The 20,931-nt window shown below is 59.0% G+C and carries 18 protein-coding genes; 12 read left to right on the top strand and 6 right to left on the bottom strand.

What is annotated here, in order from left to right:
• The first annotated feature begins 173 nt into the window (after positions 1-173).
• The 9 genes from rhaB to rhaM all read left to right on the top strand — a co-directional run bounded on the left by rhaB (position 174) and on the right by rhaM (position 10,119).
• The gene (gene rhaB, locus ACQG2Q_RS24970; protein WP_063850095.1) at positions 174-1,643 is read left to right on the top strand and encodes a rhamnulokinase; all 1,470 of its coding nucleotides are present in this window, start codon (positions 174-176) and stop codon (positions 1,641-1,643) included.
• Positions 1,640-2,899 carry an L-rhamnose isomerase gene (gene rhaA / locus ACQG2Q_RS24975; protein ID WP_022649817.1) on the top strand — a complete coding sequence of 420 codons (1,260 nt, stop codon included), beginning with the start codon at positions 1,640-1,642 and terminating at the stop codon, positions 2,897-2,899. Before rhaB ends, rhaA begins: the two co-directional genes overlap by 4 nt.
• A 121-nt stretch (positions 2,900-3,020) precedes the next feature.
• Entirely contained in the window at positions 3,021-3,851 is an 831-nt protein-coding gene (rhaD, locus tag ACQG2Q_RS24980; RefSeq protein ID WP_022649818.1) for a rhamnulose-1-phosphate aldolase, read from the top strand.
• An 82-nt stretch (positions 3,852-3,933) separates the two neighbouring features.
• On the top strand, positions 3,934-4,920 hold the full coding sequence (gene rhaS / locus ACQG2Q_RS24985) for a rhamnose ABC transporter substrate-binding protein (protein ID WP_023298909.1): 987 nt from the start codon (positions 3,934-3,936) through the stop codon (positions 4,918-4,920).
• Between the two features lie 99 nt (positions 4,921-5,019).
• Positions 5,020-6,522, top strand: coding sequence for a sugar ABC transporter ATP-binding protein (locus tag ACQG2Q_RS24990; protein WP_023305095.1), 1,503 nt, complete (start codon positions 5,020-5,022; stop codon positions 6,520-6,522).
• Complete coding sequence (locus ACQG2Q_RS24995; RefSeq protein ID WP_023305096.1) at positions 6,522-7,526, top strand: ABC transporter permease; 1,005 nt, start codon at positions 6,522-6,524, stop codon at positions 7,524-7,526. The genes ACQG2Q_RS24990 and ACQG2Q_RS24995 overlap by 1 nt, the downstream gene beginning before the upstream one ends.
• Positions 7,523-8,524, top strand: a complete 1,002-nt coding sequence (locus ACQG2Q_RS25000; RefSeq protein ID WP_063152739.1) for an ABC transporter permease — start codon at positions 7,523-7,525, stop codon at positions 8,522-8,524. The genes ACQG2Q_RS24995 and ACQG2Q_RS25000 overlap by 4 nt, the downstream gene beginning before the upstream one ends.
• A 135-nt stretch (positions 8,525-8,659) precedes the next feature.
• Positions 8,660-9,808: a lactaldehyde reductase gene (fucO, locus tag ACQG2Q_RS25005; protein ID WP_063850098.1), complete on the top strand. Its 1,149-nt coding sequence runs from the start codon at positions 8,660-8,662 to the stop codon at positions 9,806-9,808.
• Positions 9,805-10,119, top strand: a complete 315-nt coding sequence (rhaM, locus tag ACQG2Q_RS25010) for an L-rhamnose mutarotase (RefSeq protein WP_022649824.1) — start codon at positions 9,805-9,807, stop codon at positions 10,117-10,119. The genes fucO and rhaM overlap by 4 nt, the downstream gene beginning before the upstream one ends.
• Here rhaM and ACQG2Q_RS25015 read toward each other — a convergent pair.
• The 4 genes from ACQG2Q_RS25015 to ACQG2Q_RS25030 form a co-directional block, all read right to left on the bottom strand.
• Positions 10,107-11,384, bottom strand: a complete 1,278-nt coding sequence (locus ACQG2Q_RS25015; RefSeq protein ID WP_045308719.1) for an MFS transporter — start codon at positions 11,382-11,384, stop codon at positions 10,107-10,109. The two genes, rhaM and ACQG2Q_RS25015, sit on opposite strands and share 13 nt — an antisense overlap.
• A 44-nt stretch (positions 11,385-11,428) precedes the next feature.
• Positions 11,429-13,552, bottom strand: a complete 2,124-nt coding sequence (locus ACQG2Q_RS25020) for an alpha-galactosidase (RefSeq protein WP_045308720.1) — start codon at positions 13,550-13,552, stop codon at positions 11,429-11,431.
• 105 nt (positions 13,553-13,657) lie between these two features.
• On the bottom strand, positions 13,658-14,653 hold the full coding sequence (locus ACQG2Q_RS25025; protein WP_045308721.1) for a LacI family DNA-binding transcriptional regulator: 996 nt from the start codon (positions 14,651-14,653) through the stop codon (positions 13,658-13,660).
• A 17-nt stretch (positions 14,654-14,670) separates the two neighbouring features.
• Positions 14,671-15,219 carry a helix-turn-helix domain-containing protein gene (locus ACQG2Q_RS25030; RefSeq protein WP_023305101.1) on the bottom strand — a complete coding sequence of 183 codons (549 nt, stop codon included), beginning with the start codon at positions 15,217-15,219 and terminating at the stop codon, positions 14,671-14,673.
• Positions 15,220-15,322: 103 nt separating this feature from the next.
• Between ACQG2Q_RS25030 and ACQG2Q_RS25035 the strand changes: the two genes are divergently transcribed.
• The gene (locus ACQG2Q_RS25035; RefSeq protein ID WP_003861971.1) at positions 15,323-15,982 is read left to right on the top strand and encodes an AzlC family ABC transporter permease; all 660 of its coding nucleotides are present in this window, start codon (positions 15,323-15,325) and stop codon (positions 15,980-15,982) included.
• Positions 15,982-16,305: an AzlD domain-containing protein gene (locus ACQG2Q_RS25040; RefSeq protein WP_426759275.1), complete on the top strand. Its 324-nt coding sequence runs from the start codon at positions 15,982-15,984 to the stop codon at positions 16,303-16,305. The genes ACQG2Q_RS25035 and ACQG2Q_RS25040 overlap by 1 nt, the downstream gene beginning before the upstream one ends.
• A gap of 40 nt (positions 16,306-16,345) precedes the next feature.
• Here ACQG2Q_RS25040 and ACQG2Q_RS25045 read toward each other — a convergent pair whose 3' ends face one another.
• Together ACQG2Q_RS25045 and fdhD are read right to left on the bottom strand one after the other, a co-directional pair.
• On the bottom strand, positions 16,346-16,558 hold the full coding sequence (locus ACQG2Q_RS25045; RefSeq protein ID WP_003861966.1) for a DUF1471 domain-containing protein: 213 nt from the start codon (positions 16,556-16,558) through the stop codon (positions 16,346-16,348).
• Positions 16,559-16,672: 114 nt separating this feature from the next.
• Positions 16,673-17,509, bottom strand: a complete 837-nt coding sequence (fdhD, locus tag ACQG2Q_RS25050) for a formate dehydrogenase accessory sulfurtransferase FdhD (protein ID WP_063150745.1) — start codon at positions 17,507-17,509, stop codon at positions 16,673-16,675.
• A gap of 371 nt (positions 17,510-17,880) precedes the next feature.
• On the opposite strand from fdhD, the gene fdnG reads away from it, so the two are divergent.
• Positions 17,881-20,931 carry a formate dehydrogenase-N subunit alpha gene (gene fdnG, locus ACQG2Q_RS25055; protein ID WP_096216868.1) on the top strand — a complete coding sequence of 1,017 codons (3,051 nt, stop codon included), beginning with the start codon at positions 17,881-17,883 and terminating at the stop codon, positions 20,929-20,931.

The raw sequence follows: 20,931 nt of genomic DNA on the forward strand, positions 1-20,931 counted from the left end.
ATGCGGTCAGCGTCACACTGCCTGCAAACCCCGCGATTACTGGAAACTGTGAACTCCCTCACGTTCATCTTTGCTTTCTTGCCAGCGCGAGATTTGGGCTGTCAGTGGCGAGAAGGTGGCTATTTCTTCCCTTTCTTACACTCCTCGCTAATGACTTAAGAAAGGACCCGACCATGACTTTTCGCCATTGTGTGGCTGTCGATTTAGGCGCATCCAGCGGCCGTGTAATGCTCGCCACCTGGGACTGCGACCTGCACACCCTTACGCTTCGCGAAATGCACCGTTTCGCCAATTGTCTGCAAAAACAGGACGGTTTTGTTACCTGGGATATCGACGCCCTGGAAGCAGAGATCCGCACCGGACTTCACAACGTCTGCGAAGACGGTATTCGCATCGACAGTATCGGCATTGATACCTGGGGTGTGGATTACGTGCTGCTGGACAGTCACGGCGAACGCGTCGGCCTGCCGGTCTCCTACCGCGACAGCCGCACCGATGGGCTGATGGCGCACGCCATCGCGCAGCTTGGCAAGGAGAACATCTATGGTCGCAGTGGCATCCAGTTCCTGCCGTTTAACACGCTGTATCAGCTACGTGCGCTGGTTGAGCAACAGCCTGAGCTGGTCGAAAAGGTGGCGCATGCGCTGCTGATCCCGGACTACTTAAGCTACCGTCTGACCGGCAATATGAACTGGGAATACACCAACGCCACCACCACGCAGCTGGTCAACATCAACACCGATAACTGGGATGAACATCTGCTGGCCTGGACGGGCGCCTCGCCGTCCTGGTTCGGCGCGCCAACCCATCCGGGCAATGTGATCGGCCACTGGCTTTGCCCGCAGGGGAATGAAATCCCTGTTGTCGCCGTCGCCAGTCACGACACCGCGAGCGCGGTCATTGCCTCGCCGCTCGCCGACAAAGATGCGGCCTATCTCTCTTCCGGCACCTGGTCGCTGATGGGCTTCGAGAGCAAAACCCCGTACACCAGCGATGCCGCGATGGCGGCGAACATCACCAACGAAGGCGGTGCCGAAGGCCGCTACCGGGTGCTGAAGAACATTATGGGGCTGTGGCTGCTCCAGCGGGTGCTGAAAGAGCAGAACATCACCGACCTGCCCGCGCTTATCGCGGAAACCGAAACGCTGAAGGCCTGCACCTTCCTGATCAACCCGAACGACGATCGCTTTATCAACCCGGTGCACATGAGCGCCGAAATCCAGGCCGCCTGTTTTGAAGCGGGACAGCCGGTACCTTCCCGCCCCGCCGAGCTGGCACGCTGCATTTTTGACAGCCTCGCCCTGCTGTATGCCGACATCCTGAGCGAGCTGGCTGACCTTCGCGGCAAACCGTTCACACAACTGCATATCGTGGGCGGCGGCTGCCAGAACCAGCTGCTGAACCAGCTCTGCGCGGATGCCTGCGGCATTACCGTGGTGGCAGGTCCGATTGAAGCCTCCACGCTCGGCAATATCGGCATTCAGCTGATGACCCTGGACGAACTTTCAAACGTCGACGATTTCCGTTCGGTGGTGACGGCGAATAACAGCCTGACCACCTTCACCCCCCATCCCTGCCATGAAATTGCCCGCTACCGGGCGCAGTTTCAGCAAAAACGACTGACTAAGGAGCTTTGCGCATGACCACTCAACTTGAACAAGCCTGGGATCTGGCTAAACAGCGTTTCGCCGCCGTCGGCGTGGATGTCGAAGAGGCGCTGCGCCAGCTCGACCGTCTGCCCGTCTCCATGCACTGCTGGCAGGGTGATGACGTCGCCGGTTTCGAGAACCCGGGCGGTTCCCTGACGGGGGGTATTCAGGCCACGGGTAACTACCCGGGCAAAGCGCGCAACGCCACCGAACTGCGTGCGGATCTGGAGCTGGCGCTGAGCCTGATCCCCGGGCCAAAGCGCCTGAACCTGCACGCCATTTATCTCGAATCCGACGAGCCGGTCGCGCGTAACGAAATCAAACCGGAACACTTTAAGAACTGGGTGGAGTGGGCGAAGGCCAACCGGCTGGGTCTGGATTTTAACCCGTCCTGCTTCTCGCACCCGCTGAGCGCGGACGGGTTTACCCTTGCGCACGCCAACGACGAAATCCGCCAGTTCTGGATCGACCATGTCAAAGCCAGCCGCCGCGTCTCGGCGTATTTCGGCGAGCAGCTTGGCACGCCATCGGTAATGAATATCTGGATCCCGGACGGCATGAAGGACATCACCGTCGACCGACTGGCCCCGCGTCAGCGTCTGCTGGCCGCGCTGGATGAAGCTATCAGCGAAAAACTGGACCCGGCGCACCACATCGACGCCGTCGAGAGCAAGCTGTTCGGCATTGGCGCAGAGAGCTACACCGTGGGCTCAAACGAGTTCTACATGGGTTACGCCACCAGCCGCCAGACCGCGCTGTGCCTGGATGCCGGCCACTTCCACCCAACCGAGGTGATCTCCGACAAAATCTCCGCCGCCATGCTCTACGTGCCGCGTCTGCTGCTGCACGTCAGCCGCCCGGTTCGCTGGGACAGCGACCACGTGGTGCTGCTGGATGACGAAACCCAAGCCATTGCCAGCGAAATCATCCGCCACGACCTCTTTGACCGTGTACACATTGGCCTCGACTTCTTCGACGCCTCCATCAACCGCATCGCGGCGTGGGTTATCGGCACCCGCAACATGAAGAAAGCCCTGCTGCGCGCGCTGCTGGAGCCTGTCGCCGCCCTGAAACAGCTGGAAGAAAACGGCGACTACACCGCGCGCCTGGCGCTGCTGGAAGAGCAGAAATCCCTGCCGTGGCAGGCGGTGTGGGAGATGTACTGCCAGCGTCACGATGCGCCTGCGGGCAGCCAGTGGCTGGACAACGTGCGGGCGTATGAGGAAGACGTGTTGAGTCAGCGCGGGTAACTGCCCCCTCACCCCTGCCCTCTCCCCAAAGGGGAGAGGGAGCAAACCATCCCCTCTCCCCTTTGGGGAGAGGGTTAGGGTGAGGGGTTCAACCTCACCGCGATAACTGGAAATGAAAACTATGCAGACCATCACCACTTCCTGGTTCGTCCAGGGCATGATCAAAGCCACCTCTGACGCCTGGCTCAAAGGCTGGGATGAGCGCAACGGCGGCAACCTGACGCTACGCCTGGACGACGCGGATATTGAGCCATTTGCCGCCGATTTCCACCAGAAGCCGCGCTATATCGCCCTGAGCCAGCCGATGCCGCTGCTCGCCAACACGCCGTTTATCGTCACCGGTTCCGGGAAGTTCTTCCGCAACGTCCAGCTCGACCCGCAGGCCAACCTTGGCGTGGTGAAAGTGGACAGCGACGGCGCGGGCTACCACATTCTGTGGGGGCTAACGGACGACGCGGTGCCTACCTCTGAACTGCCAGCGCACTTCCTCTCCCACTGCGAGCGCATCAAGGCGACCAATGGCAAGGACCGCGTGATCATGCACTGCCACGCCACCAACCTGATCGCCCTGACCTACGTGCTGGAAAATAATTCTGATTTCTTCACCCGCAAACTGTGGGAAGGCAGTACCGAGTGTCTGGTGGTGTTCCCGGACGGCGTCGGCATTCTGCCGTGGATGGTGCCGGGCACCGACGAAATCGGTCAGGCAACCGCAACGGACATGCAGAAGCACTCACTGGTGCTGTGGCCGTTCCACGGCGTCTTCGGCAGCGGCCCGACGCTGGATGAAACCTTCGGCCTGATCGACACCGCCGAGAAATCCGCGGAAGTGCTGGTGAAGGTCTATTCCATGGGCGGCATGAAGCAGACCATCACCCGGGAAGAGCTGATCGCCCTGGGCAAACGCTTTGGCGTCACCCCCATGCAGTCGGCGTTAGATCTGTACCAATAACAACATCGCGCCCCGCTCATTGAGACGGGGCGAAAACCACCTGCAATCCCTACAACTAACTCAAGTCAGTGGAGTAAAAGCAATGAAAATAAAAGCAAGCTTGATCCTCACCGTTGCCGCTCTGGCGTTGTCCGGTTCCGCTTTAGCAGAAGTGAAAATCGCCCTGGTGGCGAAGTCCTTAGGAAATGGATTCTTCGAGGCAGCGAACGTCGGCGCGCAGGAGGCGGCCAAAGAGTTAGGCGATGTGAAAGTGATTTATACCGGCCCGACCACCACCACGGCGGAAGCGCAGATCGAGGTATTGAACGGGTTGATCGCCCAGGGCGTGGATGCGATCGCGATTTCCGCGAACGATCCGGACGCCGTCGTGCCGGTGCTGAAAAAAGCGATGCAGCGCGGCATTAAGGTTGTGTCGTGGGACTCCGGGGTGGCGAAAGCCGGACGCCAGATCCACCTCAACCCGTCCAATAATGCCCTGATTGGCGAAACCAACGTGAAGCTCGCCGCCGACGCGCTGAAAGCGCTGAACGTGGAGAAGGGCGACGTGGCGGTGCTGAGCGCCACGCCAACCTCCACCAACCAGAATACATGGATTGCGGAGATGAAAAAGGTGCTGCCGAAGTACCCGTCCGTCAATCTGGTGACCGTGGCCTACGGAGACGATCTCTCTGACAAAAGCTACCGCGAAGCGGTCGGCTTGCTGAAAACCTACCCCGAACTGAAAGTGATTGTTTCGCCATCGTCCGTGGGCATTGTGGCCGCTGCGCAGGCGGTGAAGGACCAGGGCAAGATTGGCAAAGTGTACGTCACCGGTTTAGGCCTGCCGTCCGAGATGGCGGGCGCGGTGAAGTCCGGCGCGAGCAAGAGCTTTGCCATCTGGAACCCGATCGACCTCGGCTATGCGGCAACCTACCTGGCGGATGACCTGGTGAAAGGCACGGCCACGAAAGGCGAGGCCAGCATGGGCAGACTGGGCAAAGTGAAGCTGGATGCTGACGGCAACGGCGCGATGGCCGAGCCGTTCGTCTACGATGCCAGCAATATTGATAAGTTCTCGAAAATCTTTTGATGCAATTTGTAGGCCGGATAAGCGTAGCGCCATCCGGCAAAAGGCGGGTGGCGCTGCCGCTTACCCGCCCTACAAATTCCTCTGTCCAGGAGAACTATCATGACCCCATTGCTACAGCTTTCTGGCATCACCAAGGTGTTCCCCGGCGTGCGTGCTCTTGAGAACGTGCAGCTTGCGCTGTGGCCCGGCAAAGTGACGGCGCTTATAGGCGAAAACGGCGCGGGCAAGTCGACGCTGGTCAAAGTGATGACCGGCATTTACCAGCCCGACGAGGGCGAAATTCTCTATAAAGCGATCCCCGTTCATCTCCCGACGCCGGAGTCGGCGCATAAAATGGGCATCACCGCCATTCACCAGGAAACCGTGCTGTTTGATGAACTCTCGGTCACCGAGAATATTTTTGTCGGTCAGTACCTTCACAAAGGCTTCCTGAAAAAGCTCGACTGGCCGGAAATGCACCGCCGGGCGCAGGCGATCCTCACGCGGCTGGAAGTGCAAATCGACCCGCGCGCGACGCTGAAAACCCTGAGCATCGCCCAGCGTCACATGGTGGCGATTGCCCGCGCGCTGTCGTTTGAGGCGCAGGTGGTGATCCTCGATGAACCGACGGCGGCGCTGTCGCAGCATGAAATCCTCGAGTTTTACCAGATTGTGGAGCGCTTAAAGCAGGAGGGCAAAGCCATCCTGTTTATCTCCCACAAGTTCGACGAGATTTTTGAGCTGGCGGACCATTACACCATTTTGCGCGACGGCGCGTTCGTCGGCGCAGGTGCAATAAATGAGATCACCGAGGAGCGCATGGTGTCGATGATGGTCGGGCGCGCCATTACCCAAACTTTCCCTAAAATCGACTGCGAAAAAGGCGAGACGGTGCTGGAGGTGAAAAACCTCTGCCATCCGACCGAGTTTGCGCATATCTCGTTCTCCCTGCGTAAAGGAGAAATCCTCGGCTTTTACGGGCTGGTGGGGGCCGGGCGTACCGAGCTGATGCAGGCGCTTTCCGGCGTCACGCGGCCATCGTCCGGGGAAATTATCCTCAACGGACAGCCCCGGCGCTTCCGCCAGCCTGCGGATGCGATCAAAGCTGGTATCGTCTGCGTGCCGGAAGAAAGACAGAAACAGGGGGCGATTATCGCCCTGCCGATTGCCCAGAACATCAGCCTGCCTCAGCTCAGCAAGCTCAATCCGAACGGTGTGCTGCATGACGACCGTGAATGGAAGCTGGCGGACGAGTACGCCAAACGCCTGCAAGTGAAAGCCTTCAGTTGGAAGCAGGCGGTGGAGACCCTCTCTGGCGGCAACCAGCAAAAGGTTGTGATCGGCAAATGGCTGGCGACGCACCCTGACGTGATTATCCTCGATGAGCCGACAAAAGGCATCGATATCGGCTCAAAAGCAGCCGTGCATCAGTTTATGTCCGAGCTGGTCAGTCAGGGGCTGGCGGTAATTATGGTCTCGTCCGAACTGCCGGAAGTGATGGGCATGGCGGATCGCATTATCGTCATGCACGAGGGGCTGATGGTGGCCGAGTACCAGGCGGGAGACGCGACGGCGGAAACCATCGTCAGCGCCGCCAGCGGTGCAAAACAGGAGGCGGCATAATGCTTAGCTCACTCTTAAAACACCGCGAAGCCCTGCTGGGCGCGGTGATTATCCTGATGATCGTCGCCATTGGCAGCCGCGTGCCATCGTTTATCGCGCCGGGCAACCTGGTGGAGATGTTTAACGACACCGCCATTCTGATCGTCCTCGCGCTCGGGCAGATGATGGTGCTGCTCACGAAAGGCATCGACCTGTCGATGGCGGCCAATCTGGCCCTGACCGGGATGATTGTCGCCCTGATTAATTTCCATTACCCGGACGTGCCCGTCTGGGCGCTGCTGATCCTTGCCAGCGTGCTTGGGCTGCTGATGGGCGCGATAAACGGCCTGCTGGTGTGGAAGCTGGGCATTCCGGCGATTGTGGTAACGCTCGGTACTATGAGCATCTACCGTGGAATGATCTTTTTGCTCTCCGGCGGCGGCTGGGTGAACTCAAACCAGATGGGTACAGATTTCCTCGGCCTGCCACGTGCGTCAGTGCTGGGCTTGCCGGTGCTGAGCTGGTGCGCCATCGCCGCGCTGCTGCTGGTGGGCTACTTCCTGCGCTACAGCCGCACCGGACGAGCGCTCTACACCGCAGGCGGTAATGCCACGGCAGCGTACTACACCGGGATCAACGCCGGAAAAATGCAGTTCATTAGCTTCTGCCTTTCCGGTCTGCTGGCCGGGTTCTGCGGCTACCTGTGGATATCGCGCTTTGCCGTTGCGTATGTTGACGTCGCTAACGGTTTTGAATTGCAGGTGGTGGCAGCCTGTGTGATTGGGGGGATCAGCACCATGGGCGGTACCGGGCGCGTGCTCGGCTGTCTGTTTGGCGCACTGTTCCTCGGGGTGATTAACAACGCCCTGCCGGTGATCGGCGTCTCCCCGTTCTGGCAGATGGCGATTTCCGGCACGGTAATTGTGATAGCAGTGCTGCTGAACGAGCGCGGCAATAAACGTAAAGGCCGATTGATACTACGCGATGCGGCGCTGGCACGTCAGAAACTGGCGGTGAAATCATGAGCAAAATGATGACATCTGAAGCAATCAAACCCACTTCTGCGCCGGGCATCTTCCAGCGTCTGCTGTGCTGGGAGGGGTTCCTGCTGGCGGTGACGCTGGCGGTGTTTGTGGTGAACGCGCTCGCCTCACCCTACTTCCTCAATATCTGGAACCTCTCCGACGCGACGTTCAACTTCACCGAAAAAGCGATCATCGTGTTGCCGATGGCGATGCTGATTATCGCCAGGGAAATTGACCTGTCGGTAGCCTCCACCATCGCGCTCAGCTCCACGGTGATGGGCTTTTGCGCGGCGGCGGGCGTCGATACGCCGCTGCTGGTCTGCGTCGGATTAGGCGTCGGGCTACTGTGCGGGCTGTTCAACGGCATTCTGGTGACGCGCTTTAACCTGTCGTCCATCGTCATCACCATCGGCACCATGAGCCTGTACCGCGGGATCACCTACATCCTGCTCGGGGATCAGGCGCTGAACAGCTACCCGGAGAGCTTCGCCTGGTTCGGCCAGGGCTACGTCTGGGGCGCGCTGTCGTTTGAGTTTGCGCTGTTTATCGTGCTGGCCGCTCTGTTTGCCTTTGTGCTGCACCGCACCAACTTTGGCCGCCGCACCTACGCCATCGGCAACAACCCGACCGGCGCGTGGTACTCCGGCATCAACGTGAAGCGCCACAATCTGATGCTGTTCGCGCTGGTGGGACTAATGTCCGGCCTGGCGTCAGTGCTGCTTACCTCGCGTCTGGGCAGCACTCGCCCGACGATTGCGATGGGCTGGGAGCTGGCGGTGGTGACGATGGCGGTGCTCGGCGGCGTCAATATTCTCGGTGGGTCCGGCAGCATGGTGGGCGTGATTATCGCCGCCTTCCTGATGGGGCTGGTGACCTTCGGCCTGAGCCTGCTCAACGTGCCCGGCATTGTGATGTCGGTGATTATCGGCGCGATGCTGATCGTGGTGATTTCGCTGCCGATTATTACCCGCCGGATGATGCAGCGAAGACGGAATTAAATTGCCCCTCACCCCTGCCCTCTCCCCTGAGGGGAGAGGGTGAAAAGCCGCACCGAGCAGTCCCCTCTCCCCTCCGGGGAGAGGGTTAGGGTGAGGGGAACGGATTACCTCAAAAGCATATTAAGGAGAATTATCATGAGCTTTATGTTGGCACTCCCCAAAATCAGCCTGCACGGCGCGGGCGCGATCGGCGATATGGTCAATCTGGTGGCAAACAAGCAGTGGGGAAAAGCGCTGATTGTCACCGACGGCCAGTTGGTGAAGCTGGGCCTGCTCGACAGTTTGTTTTCCGCGCTCGACGCCCATCAGATGTCGTATCACCTGTTCGATGAAGTATTCCCGAATCCGACGGAAGCGCTGGTGCAAAAAGGCTATGCGGCATATCAGGATGCAGAGTGTGATTACCTGATTGCCTTTGGCGGCGGCAGCCCGATTGATACCGCCAAGGCAATCAAAATCCTCACCGCCAACCCCGGTCCGTCAACCGATTATTCCGGCGTCGGCAAGGTGAAAAACGCGGGCGTGCCGCTGGTGGCGATCAACACCACCGCAGGCACGGCAGCGGAGATGACCAGCAACGCGGTGATCATCGACGCCGCGCGTCAGGTTAAAGAGGTGATTATCGACCCGAACATCATCCCGGATATCGCCGTGGACGATGCCAGCGTGATGCTCGATATTCCGGCCTCCGTGACCGCCGCAACCGGCATGGACGCGCTAACCCACGCCATTGAAGCTTACGTCTCCGTGGGCGCACACCCGCTGACCGATGCCAACGCGCTGGAAGCCATTCGCCTGATCAACCTCTGGCTGCCGAAAGCGGTCGAAGACGGTCACAACCTGGAAGCGCGCGAGCAGATGGCCTTTGGGCAGTATCTGGCGGGCATGGCGTTTAACAGCGCCGGGCTGGGGCTGGTGCATGCTCTGGCGCACCAGCCGGGCGCGACGCACAACCTGCCGCACGGCGTCTGCAACGCCATCCTGCTGCCGATCATCGAAAACTTTAACCGCCCGAACGCGGTCGCCCGATTCGCCCGTGTGGCACAGGCGATGGGCGTTGACACGCGCGGCATGAGCGATGAAGCGGCCAGCATGTCAGCCATTCAGGCGATTCGTGACCTGAGCGCCCGGGTCGGCATTCCGTCCGGATTTAGCCAGCTCGGCGTCACCAAAGCCGATATTGAAGGCTGGCTGGATAAAGCCCTCGCTGACCCGTGCGCGCCGTGCAACCCACGTACCGCCAGCCGCGATGAGGTCCGCGAGCTGTACCTGGAGGCATTATGATCCGCAAAGCGTTTGTGATGCAGGTAAACCCGGATGCGCACGAGGAGTATGCGCGCCGCCACAACCCGATCTGGCCTGAGCTGGAAGCGGTGCTGAAAGCCCACGGCGCGCACCACTACGCCATTTACCTCGACAAAGCCCGCAACCTGCTGTTTGCGACAGTGGAGATTGAATCGGAAGAGCGCTGGAACGCGGTGGCAAACACCGACGTCTGCCAGCGCTGGTGGAAACATATGGCTGACGTTATGCCGTCTAACCCGGACAACAGCCCGGTGAGTGCGGAGCTGAACGAGGTGTTTTACCTGGACTGATGTGTTAACGCTGCTGCCCCTGCGGTAGCAGCTATCTCCCGCCTGCCACTCAGCGTAAACGCCGACACAACCGTAATCGCCAGCACGAAGCAGCCCAGCATCAGGTACGTCTCCTGGAAGCCGACCCGGTCATACATATTCCCGGCAAAGGCGGAGAGGAAAATCGCCGCCGACTGTTTGGCAAACTGGAAGCCAATCAGGTAGATGGTGGCCGACAGGCGCGTATCAAACACCCCGGTGATGTACTTGAATGCCCCCACCAGCAGGAACGGGACTTCCAGCGCGTGCAGCATCTTCAGGGCAATCACCTCCACGGCGGTTGTGGCAAACGACGATCCGATAATGCGCGTCGCCATGATCACCCCGGCAATCAGCAGCGTGTTTTTCGCACCGATGCGGTTAATGATCCACGGCGAGCAGAACATGATGATCGCGTTACAGATTTCCCCCGCTGTGGTGGCGAAACCAAAGGCGCGGGTCCCCTCCTGCGGCGTGGCGAAGAAGGTTTTGAAGAAGGTAGCAAACTGCTGGTCGAAGACGTCATATACGCAGGCCACGCCAATCACGTACAGGATGAACATCCACATTCTGCGCTGGCGGAACAGGTTGAACACGGTTTTAGCAGTGATCTGCCGCTGGTTCGCGCCCAGGGCGTTCATGACCTGCGCCGTCTGGTTGGGCTTCGGTTTCGCGACCATCAGCAGCAGCATCAGCAACAGCGCCGCCGCCGATCCCATCCAGAAAACATATGACGGATCGATGCCGAACAGGATGCCGCCCGTTGAGGCGCACAGCCCCCAGCCGAGACAGCCGAACATGCGCGCCTTGCCGTACTCAAAAAAGCTGTTGCGGCTCACGCGTTCAATGTAGGCCTCAATCGCCCCCGAACCCGCTGAGAAGACAAAGCCGATATACAACCCACCGCTCAGCGCCCCCAGCCAGATATTGGTTTTCAGCAACGGGGCGAAGACGTACAGGAAGAACGGCGCGAACAGGAACAGCAGCACCGAAATGATCCACAGCAGGTGTTTTTTCAGCCCCAGCTTGTCCGAAATGACCCCCAGCACCGGCTGGAAGGCAATGGCCGACAGCGAGATGCAGGAGAACACAATCCCGGTATGGGTTTTGTTCAGGCCAATGATGTCCGACAGCCAGATCGGCAGGAACGGAAAGCAGGTGGCCATGATGAAGAAGTAGAGAAAGAAGAACAGCCCGAAGATCCAGAAGTTAGGGTTGTCTTTGTGGGTACAGGTTGTTGTGTTCATTATTTTTATCCTCAACGGAGGGCCGGTTGCCCGGCCCGTCACCCTTACACGCGTTTCACACCAATCAGAATGGCGGTTTCCGGATCCAGAATCGGCAGCGCTATGCCCGCCTGCATCAGCCACTCACCGCTCACAGTTTGCGGCGTTTCCATCCATGCTGGCAGCTTGCGCATGGTGTGCCCGCCCTCGCCCGTAATCTGAATGTTCGGATGATCGAGCAGCGTGATGCGGTACTGCGCGCTGGCGTCTAACCCCGGCATGCGCAGCGGCATCATCAGGGTGTAATCCGGCATCGCGAGCTGGCTGACCAAAAACAGCCCCTGCGTCTTGTCTTCGCTCACAATACCCTGCGCCAAAGTGGTGGCGTCCGGCATATCCACACGCCACTGGGTGCCGCGATGAATGACCTCGCGCCACCGCTTATACAGCGCGGCGTAATGGCGATAGCCTTCACGCTCCTGCGCATCGACGGTGAGCGGATCCAGCTCCAGCCCCATGTGACCAAACAGCGCCGTCAGCCCGCGGAACTGAATGCTGTGCTGGCGGAAGGTGGCGTGACATTTATGATGACCGATATGCGCCCCCATCACCTCCGGTGGGAAGAAGTAGCTCATGCCGCGCTGGATAGTGTTGCGCTCCAGCGCGTCGTTATTGTCGGACGCCCAGAAGCGGTGGCAGCGGGTCAGCACTTCATAATCGATTCGCCCGCCACCCGACGAGCAGGATTCAAACTCAATGTGCGGGAAACGCTCGCCCAGCACGTCCAGCAGGCGATAAAACTGGCGGGTCTGGGCATCGGCGGCGGCTTTGCCCTTGTGCCCTGGCTGCACCAGCTCGCGGTTCATGTCCCACTTCACGTAGTCGACCGCATGCTCGCCCAGCAGCCAGCTCATGCGCTCGACCAGATAATCAAAGGCCTGCGGAATATTAAGATTGAGCACCAGCTGATGTCGCCCGGTCGCCTGGGCGTAGCCCGGCAGCGCCAGCACCCAGTCAGGGTGCGCGCGGTACAGATCGGAATCCGGGTTAATCATCTCCGGCTCAACCCAAATACCAAACTCCATGCCAAGCTGTTTAACGTGATCGATCACCGGCTTAAGGCCGTTCGGGTATTTTTTCTCGTCCAGATACCAGTCGCCCAGCGCCGCGTGGTCATCGTTGCGGCCTTTGAACCAGCCGTCGTCGATAATAAAGCGCTCCACGCCCAGCTCTGCGGCCTCGTCGGCCATGCGCATGATGTAGTCCGGATCGTGGTTGAAGTAGATCCCCTCCCAGGTGTTGAGGTGCACCGGGCGCGGTTTATCTTCCGGGAAGCGGATAACGTTGTCGCGCAGATAACGGTGGAACTGCTGGCTCATGCCGTTCAGCCCGTGCGGGGAGTGGCTGGCATACAGGCGCGGCGTCCAGAGCGTTTCCCCCTCTTCAATCGCCATTTCACCCGGCAGGTAGAGCGCTTCGGCCTGCATATAGCGGCGGCCATCGGTTTTCGCTTCCGCGCGCAGGCGGTGGTTGCCGCTCCAGCCCAGATGCACGCCCCAGACGTCGCCCTGCATTTCGCTGAACGATGGCGTACCGGCGATCAGCGCCGGGAAATGTTCGTGGGAGGTTTTACCCCGGCGGTTTTCAATCACAAAGCTGTCATGTTCAAGCATCACGCGGTGCGGCTGAAACTCCCTGATCCAGCGTCCGTGGAAGGCCATCACCTCCTGCGCGCGCTCGGCAATCGGGAGCGTCACGGCAAAGCGATCCACCTGCCACGCCAGCGTTTTCAGGTTGGTTAACCCATGGCGCACCACCAGTACGCCGCTGGCATCCAGCGTTAATTCACTGGTCAGGCGCAGGCCCGCCTGTTTATCTTCCGCCGTTACCGTCAGGGTTTGCCCCTGCTGTTGTACGCCTGTGGTGGTGAAGACAGGCGATCCGTCCAGCCCCTGACGATGCCCATCGATGCCGGGCGAACCAAACAGGCCGTGCCCCAGCTCTGCCATCAGCGTGACGGGGGAGTCGACGTCCAGCCTGCCGTTAGCAACCGGGCGCGCAATACTCAGCACATCCTGCGGCGAGAAGTGCTGAAGGTGCGGCCCCCAGTAGAGAATTTCGGCGAACGGGTGGGCTTTTAGCACCACGTCAACCGTATTGCTTTCAAGTCGAAAAATGGCATCTTGCATCGGACATCTCCTGTCATCGGGATGTCCTGAGTGTTGATCCGAAACGTTTCGGATATAAACCACAACGTTTCGGATCTGTGATCGAGTTTTGAATTTTTGGTGTAATCAGGCCGTCTGGCCTGGGGAAAATTCCGGCTGCCAGAGCACCTGAAGCGTATCAATGTCGTCGCCGTTAATCAGCTGGCGCACCATATCGGCAATCTGTTTCCCGACGCCCTGACGGGTAGACTGGATCACCGCCGCGACGTCGATATCGACAATGCTGTCCTGCGGTAAACCGTCATAGACCACCAGCGAGACGGCATTTTCACCGGTTAAGCGCCCCATCTGCGCCAGAGCCATCGCTGCGCCGTCGCCGTGAGTGTTGCAGTCGGTAATGATGGCCGTGGGCGGCTGCGGCAGGGAGAGAAGTTCTTGCGTGGTGGCATACCCCACGCGGCGCGAAGGGGGCATGGCGCGCAGCCATTCGCTGGAAAGACCGGCTTCCCGCAGCGCGTCCAGGAAGCCCTGGCGACGCTGGGTGATGAATGCCTGGTTGTTGCTTTCGCCCAGCAGCGCAATGCGCTGATGGCCTTTCTCGATCAGCCAGCGGGTGGCCTGATACGTACCGGCATAGTTGTCGAAATCGAACCACGCGTACGGCTGCGGCAGCTGGCTGCGGCCGAGCGCCAGGAACGGGAACCCGGCGGCCTGAAGCTGCTCAAGACGCGGATCGTGATCCAGCGTATGCGCCACTATCAGCGCATCCACGCGTCGGCTCTGCACCATGCGCATATAGCTGTGTTTGTCCGCCAGATCGTCGTCAGCGATGAGCAGCAGGTCAATCTCATGTCGCGCCAGTTCGTGGCTAATTTCGCCGACCATGTCCATAAAAACGCTGTTATTGAGCGGAACAGGATGCACCGGAAACACCAACCCGACGGCGTCGATTTTGCCCATCTTCAGGCGACGGGCAAAGGTATTTGGTCGGTAGCCACGGCGCTGGGCCTCCGCTTCCACGCGGGCGCGCGTCTCAGCAGAAACGTCGTCATATCCGTTGAGGGCGCGGCTGACGGTGGTAACAGACAGCCCCAGTTCTTTGGCAATGGCTTTAAGCGACATGATTTTCCGTATCTTCGTTAGTTTTGTTCCGCCACCAGCAGCGCGTGCGTATCTGGCTCCAGCGCCTTAAAGATATGCGGCTGGTCAGCAGGGTAGCAAATGTAATCTCCCGGGCCGAGCTCTTCTGCCGCGTCGATCAGGCCGACCATCGCCCGCCCCTGGGTCACGATAATATGCTCAACCGACCCAGGCGGATGCGGCTGGGAAATACGGTCTGCCCCCGGCTGAGTCAGCAGCAGGTAGATATCACGACGCGCCCCCGGCGGACACGCCGCGAGCAAAATCGCCTCGTAGTTCGCCTGCCCGGCGACAACTTTTGTGCCCTCGCCGCGGCGGATCACCTGCGTGACGGGCTGCTGCGGCTCCAGTAACCGGGCAAACGGAATATCCAGCGCCACGCAAAGCGACCAGAGCGTTTCCAGGCTAGGGTTGCCGTTGCCAGACTCCAGTTGTGAAAGCGTGGATTTAGCGATCCCGGCACGGCGGGCAATTTCCGCCAGCGAAAGTCCGGTTCGCAGGCGTTCGCGCACCAGGCTTCTGGCGATTACGCTGATTGGCTGCGTCATAATAACGGCCTCATTCTCTCTATAACGAACGAATCGTTCGCCTTGTAAAACGTTTTTGATGCGTTCATTATAATGGAAATACGTTCGATATGGCTAAAATGGTATGAAGAATCATCTCTCTTGCCTGAAAGGCGACACGATAAAAGCGATCGTCCTGGTCTGCCTCGCGGTGGGCGTGGTCGGCATGTCTTATGGCTCACTGGCGATGGCCTACGGCTTCCCGCTGTGGGTGCCGTTTGTTCTCTCACTCACGGTGCTGGCAGGCGCATCCGAGTTTATGTTCATCGGCATCGTGGCGAGCGGCGGCAATCCGCTGGCGGCGGCCGCAGCCGGTTTACTGGTAAACGCGCGCCATGTGCCGTTCGGCGTGACGGTGCGTGACCTGGTGGGCAAGCGCGGCCTGAGCTTTCTGGGCTGTCATATCATGAACGATGAAAGCGTGGTGTTTGGCCTGTCGCAAAAAACCGCCGAGCAGCGTAAAGCGGCCTACTGGCTGTGCGGGTTAGGCGTGGCAATCATCTGGCCGCTGGGCGCGGTGCTGGGGGCGATGGTCGGCAAGCTACTGCCAGACCCGGAAACCATCGGGCTGGACGCGGTGTTCCCGGCGATCCTGCTGGCGTTAGTGGTGCCGGCATTTAAAAACCGTACCACGCTGATCCGCGCCTGTAGCGGCGCGGTGTTGTCGCTGGCCGCCGTACCGTTTGCGCCGGTTGGCCTGCCGGTGCTGCTCTCTTTGCTCGGCCTTGCCGCGAGGAAAAAATAATGGAAAACATGACGGTCTTTATTCTCGACATCGCCATTCTTTCTGCCGGAACCTATCTGATGCGTCTCGGCGGGGCAAAACTCGGCAGCCGGCTGGCGCTTTCTGAACGGTCGCAGGCGCTGCTTTCAGATGCGGCTACCGTTTTGTTGTTCTCCGTCGCGCTGGCGACAACGTTTTATGAAGGGGACCATTTTGCCGGGATGGCGCGCGTGCTGGGGGTGGGGTTCGCGGTGTTTTTGGCCTGGCGCAAAATGCCGTTAATTGTGGTGATCGTCGCGGCGGCGGTGGTGACGGCGCTGCTGCGTCTGGCGGGCATAAACTAAAAAAGCGCCCCAGGGGCGCTCTTTCGACGGTACTGCGAAATTATTTGTTCAGTTCAGCGGTCATGTGTACGCGGTTACCGGTGAATGCCTGAGTAATTTTGTAGGATGACGCGCCCGCTTCCTGAGCCTGTGCGGCGATTTTAGCTTCTGCACCGTCCAGCGTAGAGGCGGATGCGGTCACAGTCTGCGCAGCGAAAGAACCGAAAGATGTTGCCAGAGCGATTACTGCGACAAAAGTTTTGATGCTTTTCATGAGATAAATCCTTTCGTTAAGTTGTTTAGATAAGGCGCCGTGCCTTGATGAGATAAATATTAGACCTCATCATGAACAACTAAAAGCGGAAGGATTTGCTATACTCATTCAAAATTACTGATCAACTATCAATCGCTGCGGATGGGTGTAAATAGTTGCTCTACCCGGCTTGCAGAACCCCACCAGCGTCAGGTTGCAGCGCTCCGCCACTTCCACCGCCAGCGTGGTTGCCGCTGACACCGCAAACAGAATTTCCACGCCGCACATGGCGGACTTTTGCACCATCTCATAGCTGGCGCGGCTGGAGACTAACGCCGCGCCCTGCTGCCAGACGTTGCTTTCCCGAGCGCGGCGACCTAACAGCTTATCCAGCGCGACGTGGCGGCCCACATCTTCATGACCGCCGGCAATGTTGCCTGACGGCAATATCCATGCCGCCGCGTGGGTACAGCCGCTGAGCTGACCGATGGGTTGCACGTCGTTCAGGTGCTCAAGCGCCCGATCAAGGTGCGCCAGATTGAACGTCTGGGTGAACGGCAGCGGGATAATGGGTTTGCCGATATCGTTAAGCTGTTCAACGCCGCACACGCCGCAGCCGGTACGTCCGGCCAGCGCCCGGCGGCGCTCTTTCAGCCCCATAAAGCGGCGGCTGGAGAGTTCGATTTGCACTTCAAGACCATTACAGGCATGAACCACATCCATGCCGTAGATCTCCTGCGGATGCGCAATGATGCCTTCCGAGAGGGAAAAACCTATGGCGAACAGCTCCAGATCTTTCGGCGAGGCCATCATCACCACATGCGAAATACCGTTGTAAACCAGGGCAACGGGGACCTCTTCCGCCAGAAAATCCGGCGTGGCATGTGAAATGTGAGGCGGTCTGTGTACCGACAGTTCCACAATGCCCGCAGGCAGTGGCGACGCGTGGGTAGCACGGTTTTGTTTAAACACGACGGTATTCCTGAACAACCACGGAAGTGAGCCTGCTATTGCACCACAAACAGCGGACCTTACGCATAGTATGGATCAACTTTTCAGCATCCATTCTCCTACTCAATTCGGAGGGGTGCAACCGGTCATCTGCTACACACCCTTAACATCCGCAGAGAGAAATGTGATTGATATCACACTTTATAATCAATGCCGTGATAATACGTTCACTTTGTTTTAACGCCGTTGGAACAGGCGTACCGACATTGTGGTATTCTGGGCTTATCCCTCGGAGAAATGAGGGATTAACGCAAATTTTTCTCCTTTGCGGTTAATTCTCAACCGCAAAGTAAAACTACATAGCAATGTCGTAATGAACCAAGGAGTGACCCATGCAGGTCAGCAGAAGGCAGTTCTTTAAGATCTGCGCTGGCGGTATGGCAGGCACCACGGCGGCGGCACTGGGCTTTGCGCCCGGCGTAGCGCTGGCGGAAACTCGGCAGTATAAACTGCTGCGCACCCGCGAAACCCGTAACACCTGTACGTACTGCTCCGTCGGCTGTGGGCTGTTAATGTATAGCCTCGGCGACGGTGCGAAAAACGCCAAAGCATCTATTTTCCACATCGAAGGCGATCCGGATCATCCGGTCAACCGTGGTGCGCTGTGTCCGAAAGGGGCCGGTCTGGTAGATTTTATCCACTCCGAAAGCCGCCTGAAGTTTCCTGAGTACCGCGCTCCCGGCTCTGACAAATGGCAGCAAATCACCTGGGAAGAGGCGTTCGATCGCATCGCTAAGCTGATGAAAGAAGACCGCGATGCCAACTTTATTGCGAAGAATGCCGAAGGCACCACCGTTAACCGCTGGCTCTCCACCGGCATGCTGTGTGCTTCAGCGTCCAGTAACGAAACCGGCTATTTAACCCAGAAATTTACGCGCGCACTCGGTATGCTCGCGGTCGACAACCAGGCGCGTGTCTGACACGGACCAACGGTAGCAAGTCTTGCTCCAACATTTGGTCGCGGTGCGATGACCAACCACTGGGTCGACATCAAGAACGCCAACCTTATTGTGGTGATGGGCGGTAACGCCGCTGAAGCGCACCCTGTCGGGTTCCGCTGGGCGATGGAAGCCAAAATCCACAACGGCGCGAAGCTGATTGTGATCGATCCCCGCTTTACGCGTACAGCGTCAGTGGCGGATTTCTACACCCCTATTCGTTCAGGTACTGACATCACTTTCCTGTCAGGCGTATTGCTGTACCTGATGACCAACGAAAAATATAACCGCGAGTACACCGAAGCCTATACCAACGCCAGCCTGATCGTGCGTGAGGATTACCACTTCGAAGATGGCCTGTTCAGCGGTTATGACGCCGAAAAACGCAGGTACGACAAAACCAGCTGGAACTACGAGCTGGACGAAAACGGCTTTGCGAAGCGCGACACCACCCTGCAACACCCGCGCTGCGTGTGGAACCTGCTGAAAGAGCACGTGTCCCGCTATACGCCAGAGGTTGTCGAAAACATCTGTGGGACGCCGAAGGCGGACTTCCTGAAGGTGTGCGAGTTGATTGCGGAAACCAGCGCGAAAGATAAAACCGCGTCGTTCCTGTATGCACTCGGCTGGACGCAGCACTCCATCGGCGCGCAGAACATCCGCACCATGGCGATGGTTCAGTTGCTGCTCGGCAACATGGGGATGGCAGGCGGCGGCGTTAACGCCCTGCGCGGTCACTCCAACATTCAGGGTCTGACCGACCTTGGCCTGCTGTCTCAGAGCCTGACGGGTTACATGAACCTGCCGAGCGAGAAACAGACTGACCTGCAAACCTATCTGACGGCCAGCACGCCAAAACCGCTGCTCGAAGGCCAGGTAAACTACTGGGGCAACTATCCGAAGTTCTTCGTCTCGCTGATGAAAGCCTTCTACGGCGACAAGGCGACGGCGGAAAACAGCTGGGGCTTTGACTGGCTGCCGAAGTGGGACAAAGGGTACGACGTCCTCCAGTACTTCGAAATGATGCACCAGGGCCAGGTCAACGGCTATATCTGCCAGGGCTTTAACCCGGTGGCGTCGTTCCCGAACAAGAACAAGGTAGTCGAGTCTCTGTCGAAACTGAAGTACCTGGTGACGATTGACCCGCTCAATACCGAAACCTCGACGTTCTGGCAGAACCACGGTGAGTCGAACGATGTCGACCCGTCGAAGATTCAGACCGAAGTGTTCCGTCTGCCGTCCACCTGCTTCGCGGAAGAGAACGGCTCTATCGTCAACTCTGGCCGCTGGTTGCAGTGGCACTGGAAAGGTGCGGACGCCCCGGGCATCGCCCTGAACGACGGCGAGATCCTGGCCGGTATCTTCTTACGCCTGCGTAAAATGTACGCGGCTGAAGGCGGCGCAACGCCTGAGCCGGTGCTGAACATGACCTGGAACTATTCGACGCCGGAAAACCCTGCGCCGGAAGAAGTGGCCATGGAGAGCAACGGTAAGGCGCTGGCGGACGTTATCGACCCGGCGACCGGCACCGTGCTGGCGAAGAAAGGCGATCAGCTCAGCACCTTCGCACACCTGCGTGACGACGGTACGACGTCAAGCGGCTGCTGGATCTTTGCCGGTAGCTGGACGCCGAAAGGCAACCAGATGGCCAACCGCGATAACGCCGACCCGTCGGGCCTCGGTAATACGCTGGGCTGGGCATGGGCATGGCCGCTTAACCGCCGCATCCTCTATAACCGTGCCTCTGCTGACCCGCAGGGCAACCCGTGGGATCCGAAGCGTCAGCTACTCAAGTGGGACGGCGCGAAATGGGGCGGCGTGGATATTCCGGACTACAGCACTGCCGCACCAGGCAGCGATGTCGGGCCGTTTATCATGCAGCCTGAAGGGATGGGGCGCCTGTTTGCTATCGATAAGATGGCGGAAGGTCCGTTCCCGGAACACTATGAGCCGTTTGAGACGCCGCTGGGTACTAACCCGCTGCACCCGAACGTGGTCTCTAACCCGGCAGCCCGTATCTTCAAGGGCGATTTTGAAGCGCTGGGTAAAAAGGACAAGTTCCCGTATGTCGGCACCACCTACCGTCTGACCGAGCACTTCCACTACTGGACCAAGCACGCGCTGCTTAACGCCATCGCGCAGCCGGAACAGTTTGTGGAGATCGGCGAGAAGCTGGCGGACAAGCTCGGCATCGCCCATGGCGATACCGTGAAGGTCTCCTCTAACCGCGGCTACATCAAAGCCAAGGCGGTGGTGACCAAGCGTATTCGCACGCTGAACGTTCATGGTCAGCAGGTGGATACCATCGGCATCCCAATTCACTGGGGTTATGAGGGCGTGGCGAAGAAAGGGTTCATTGCGAATACCCTGACGCCGTTCGTCGGTGATGCGAACACGCAGACGCCGGAGTTTAAGGCCTTCCTCGTGAACGTGGAAAAGGTGTAA

It is taken from the genome of Enterobacter cloacae complex sp. 370H10, from assembly GCF_050031535.1.
In the GTDB taxonomy this organism is placed as follows: Bacteria; Pseudomonadota; Gammaproteobacteria; order Enterobacterales; family Enterobacteriaceae; genus Enterobacter; species Enterobacter intestinihominis.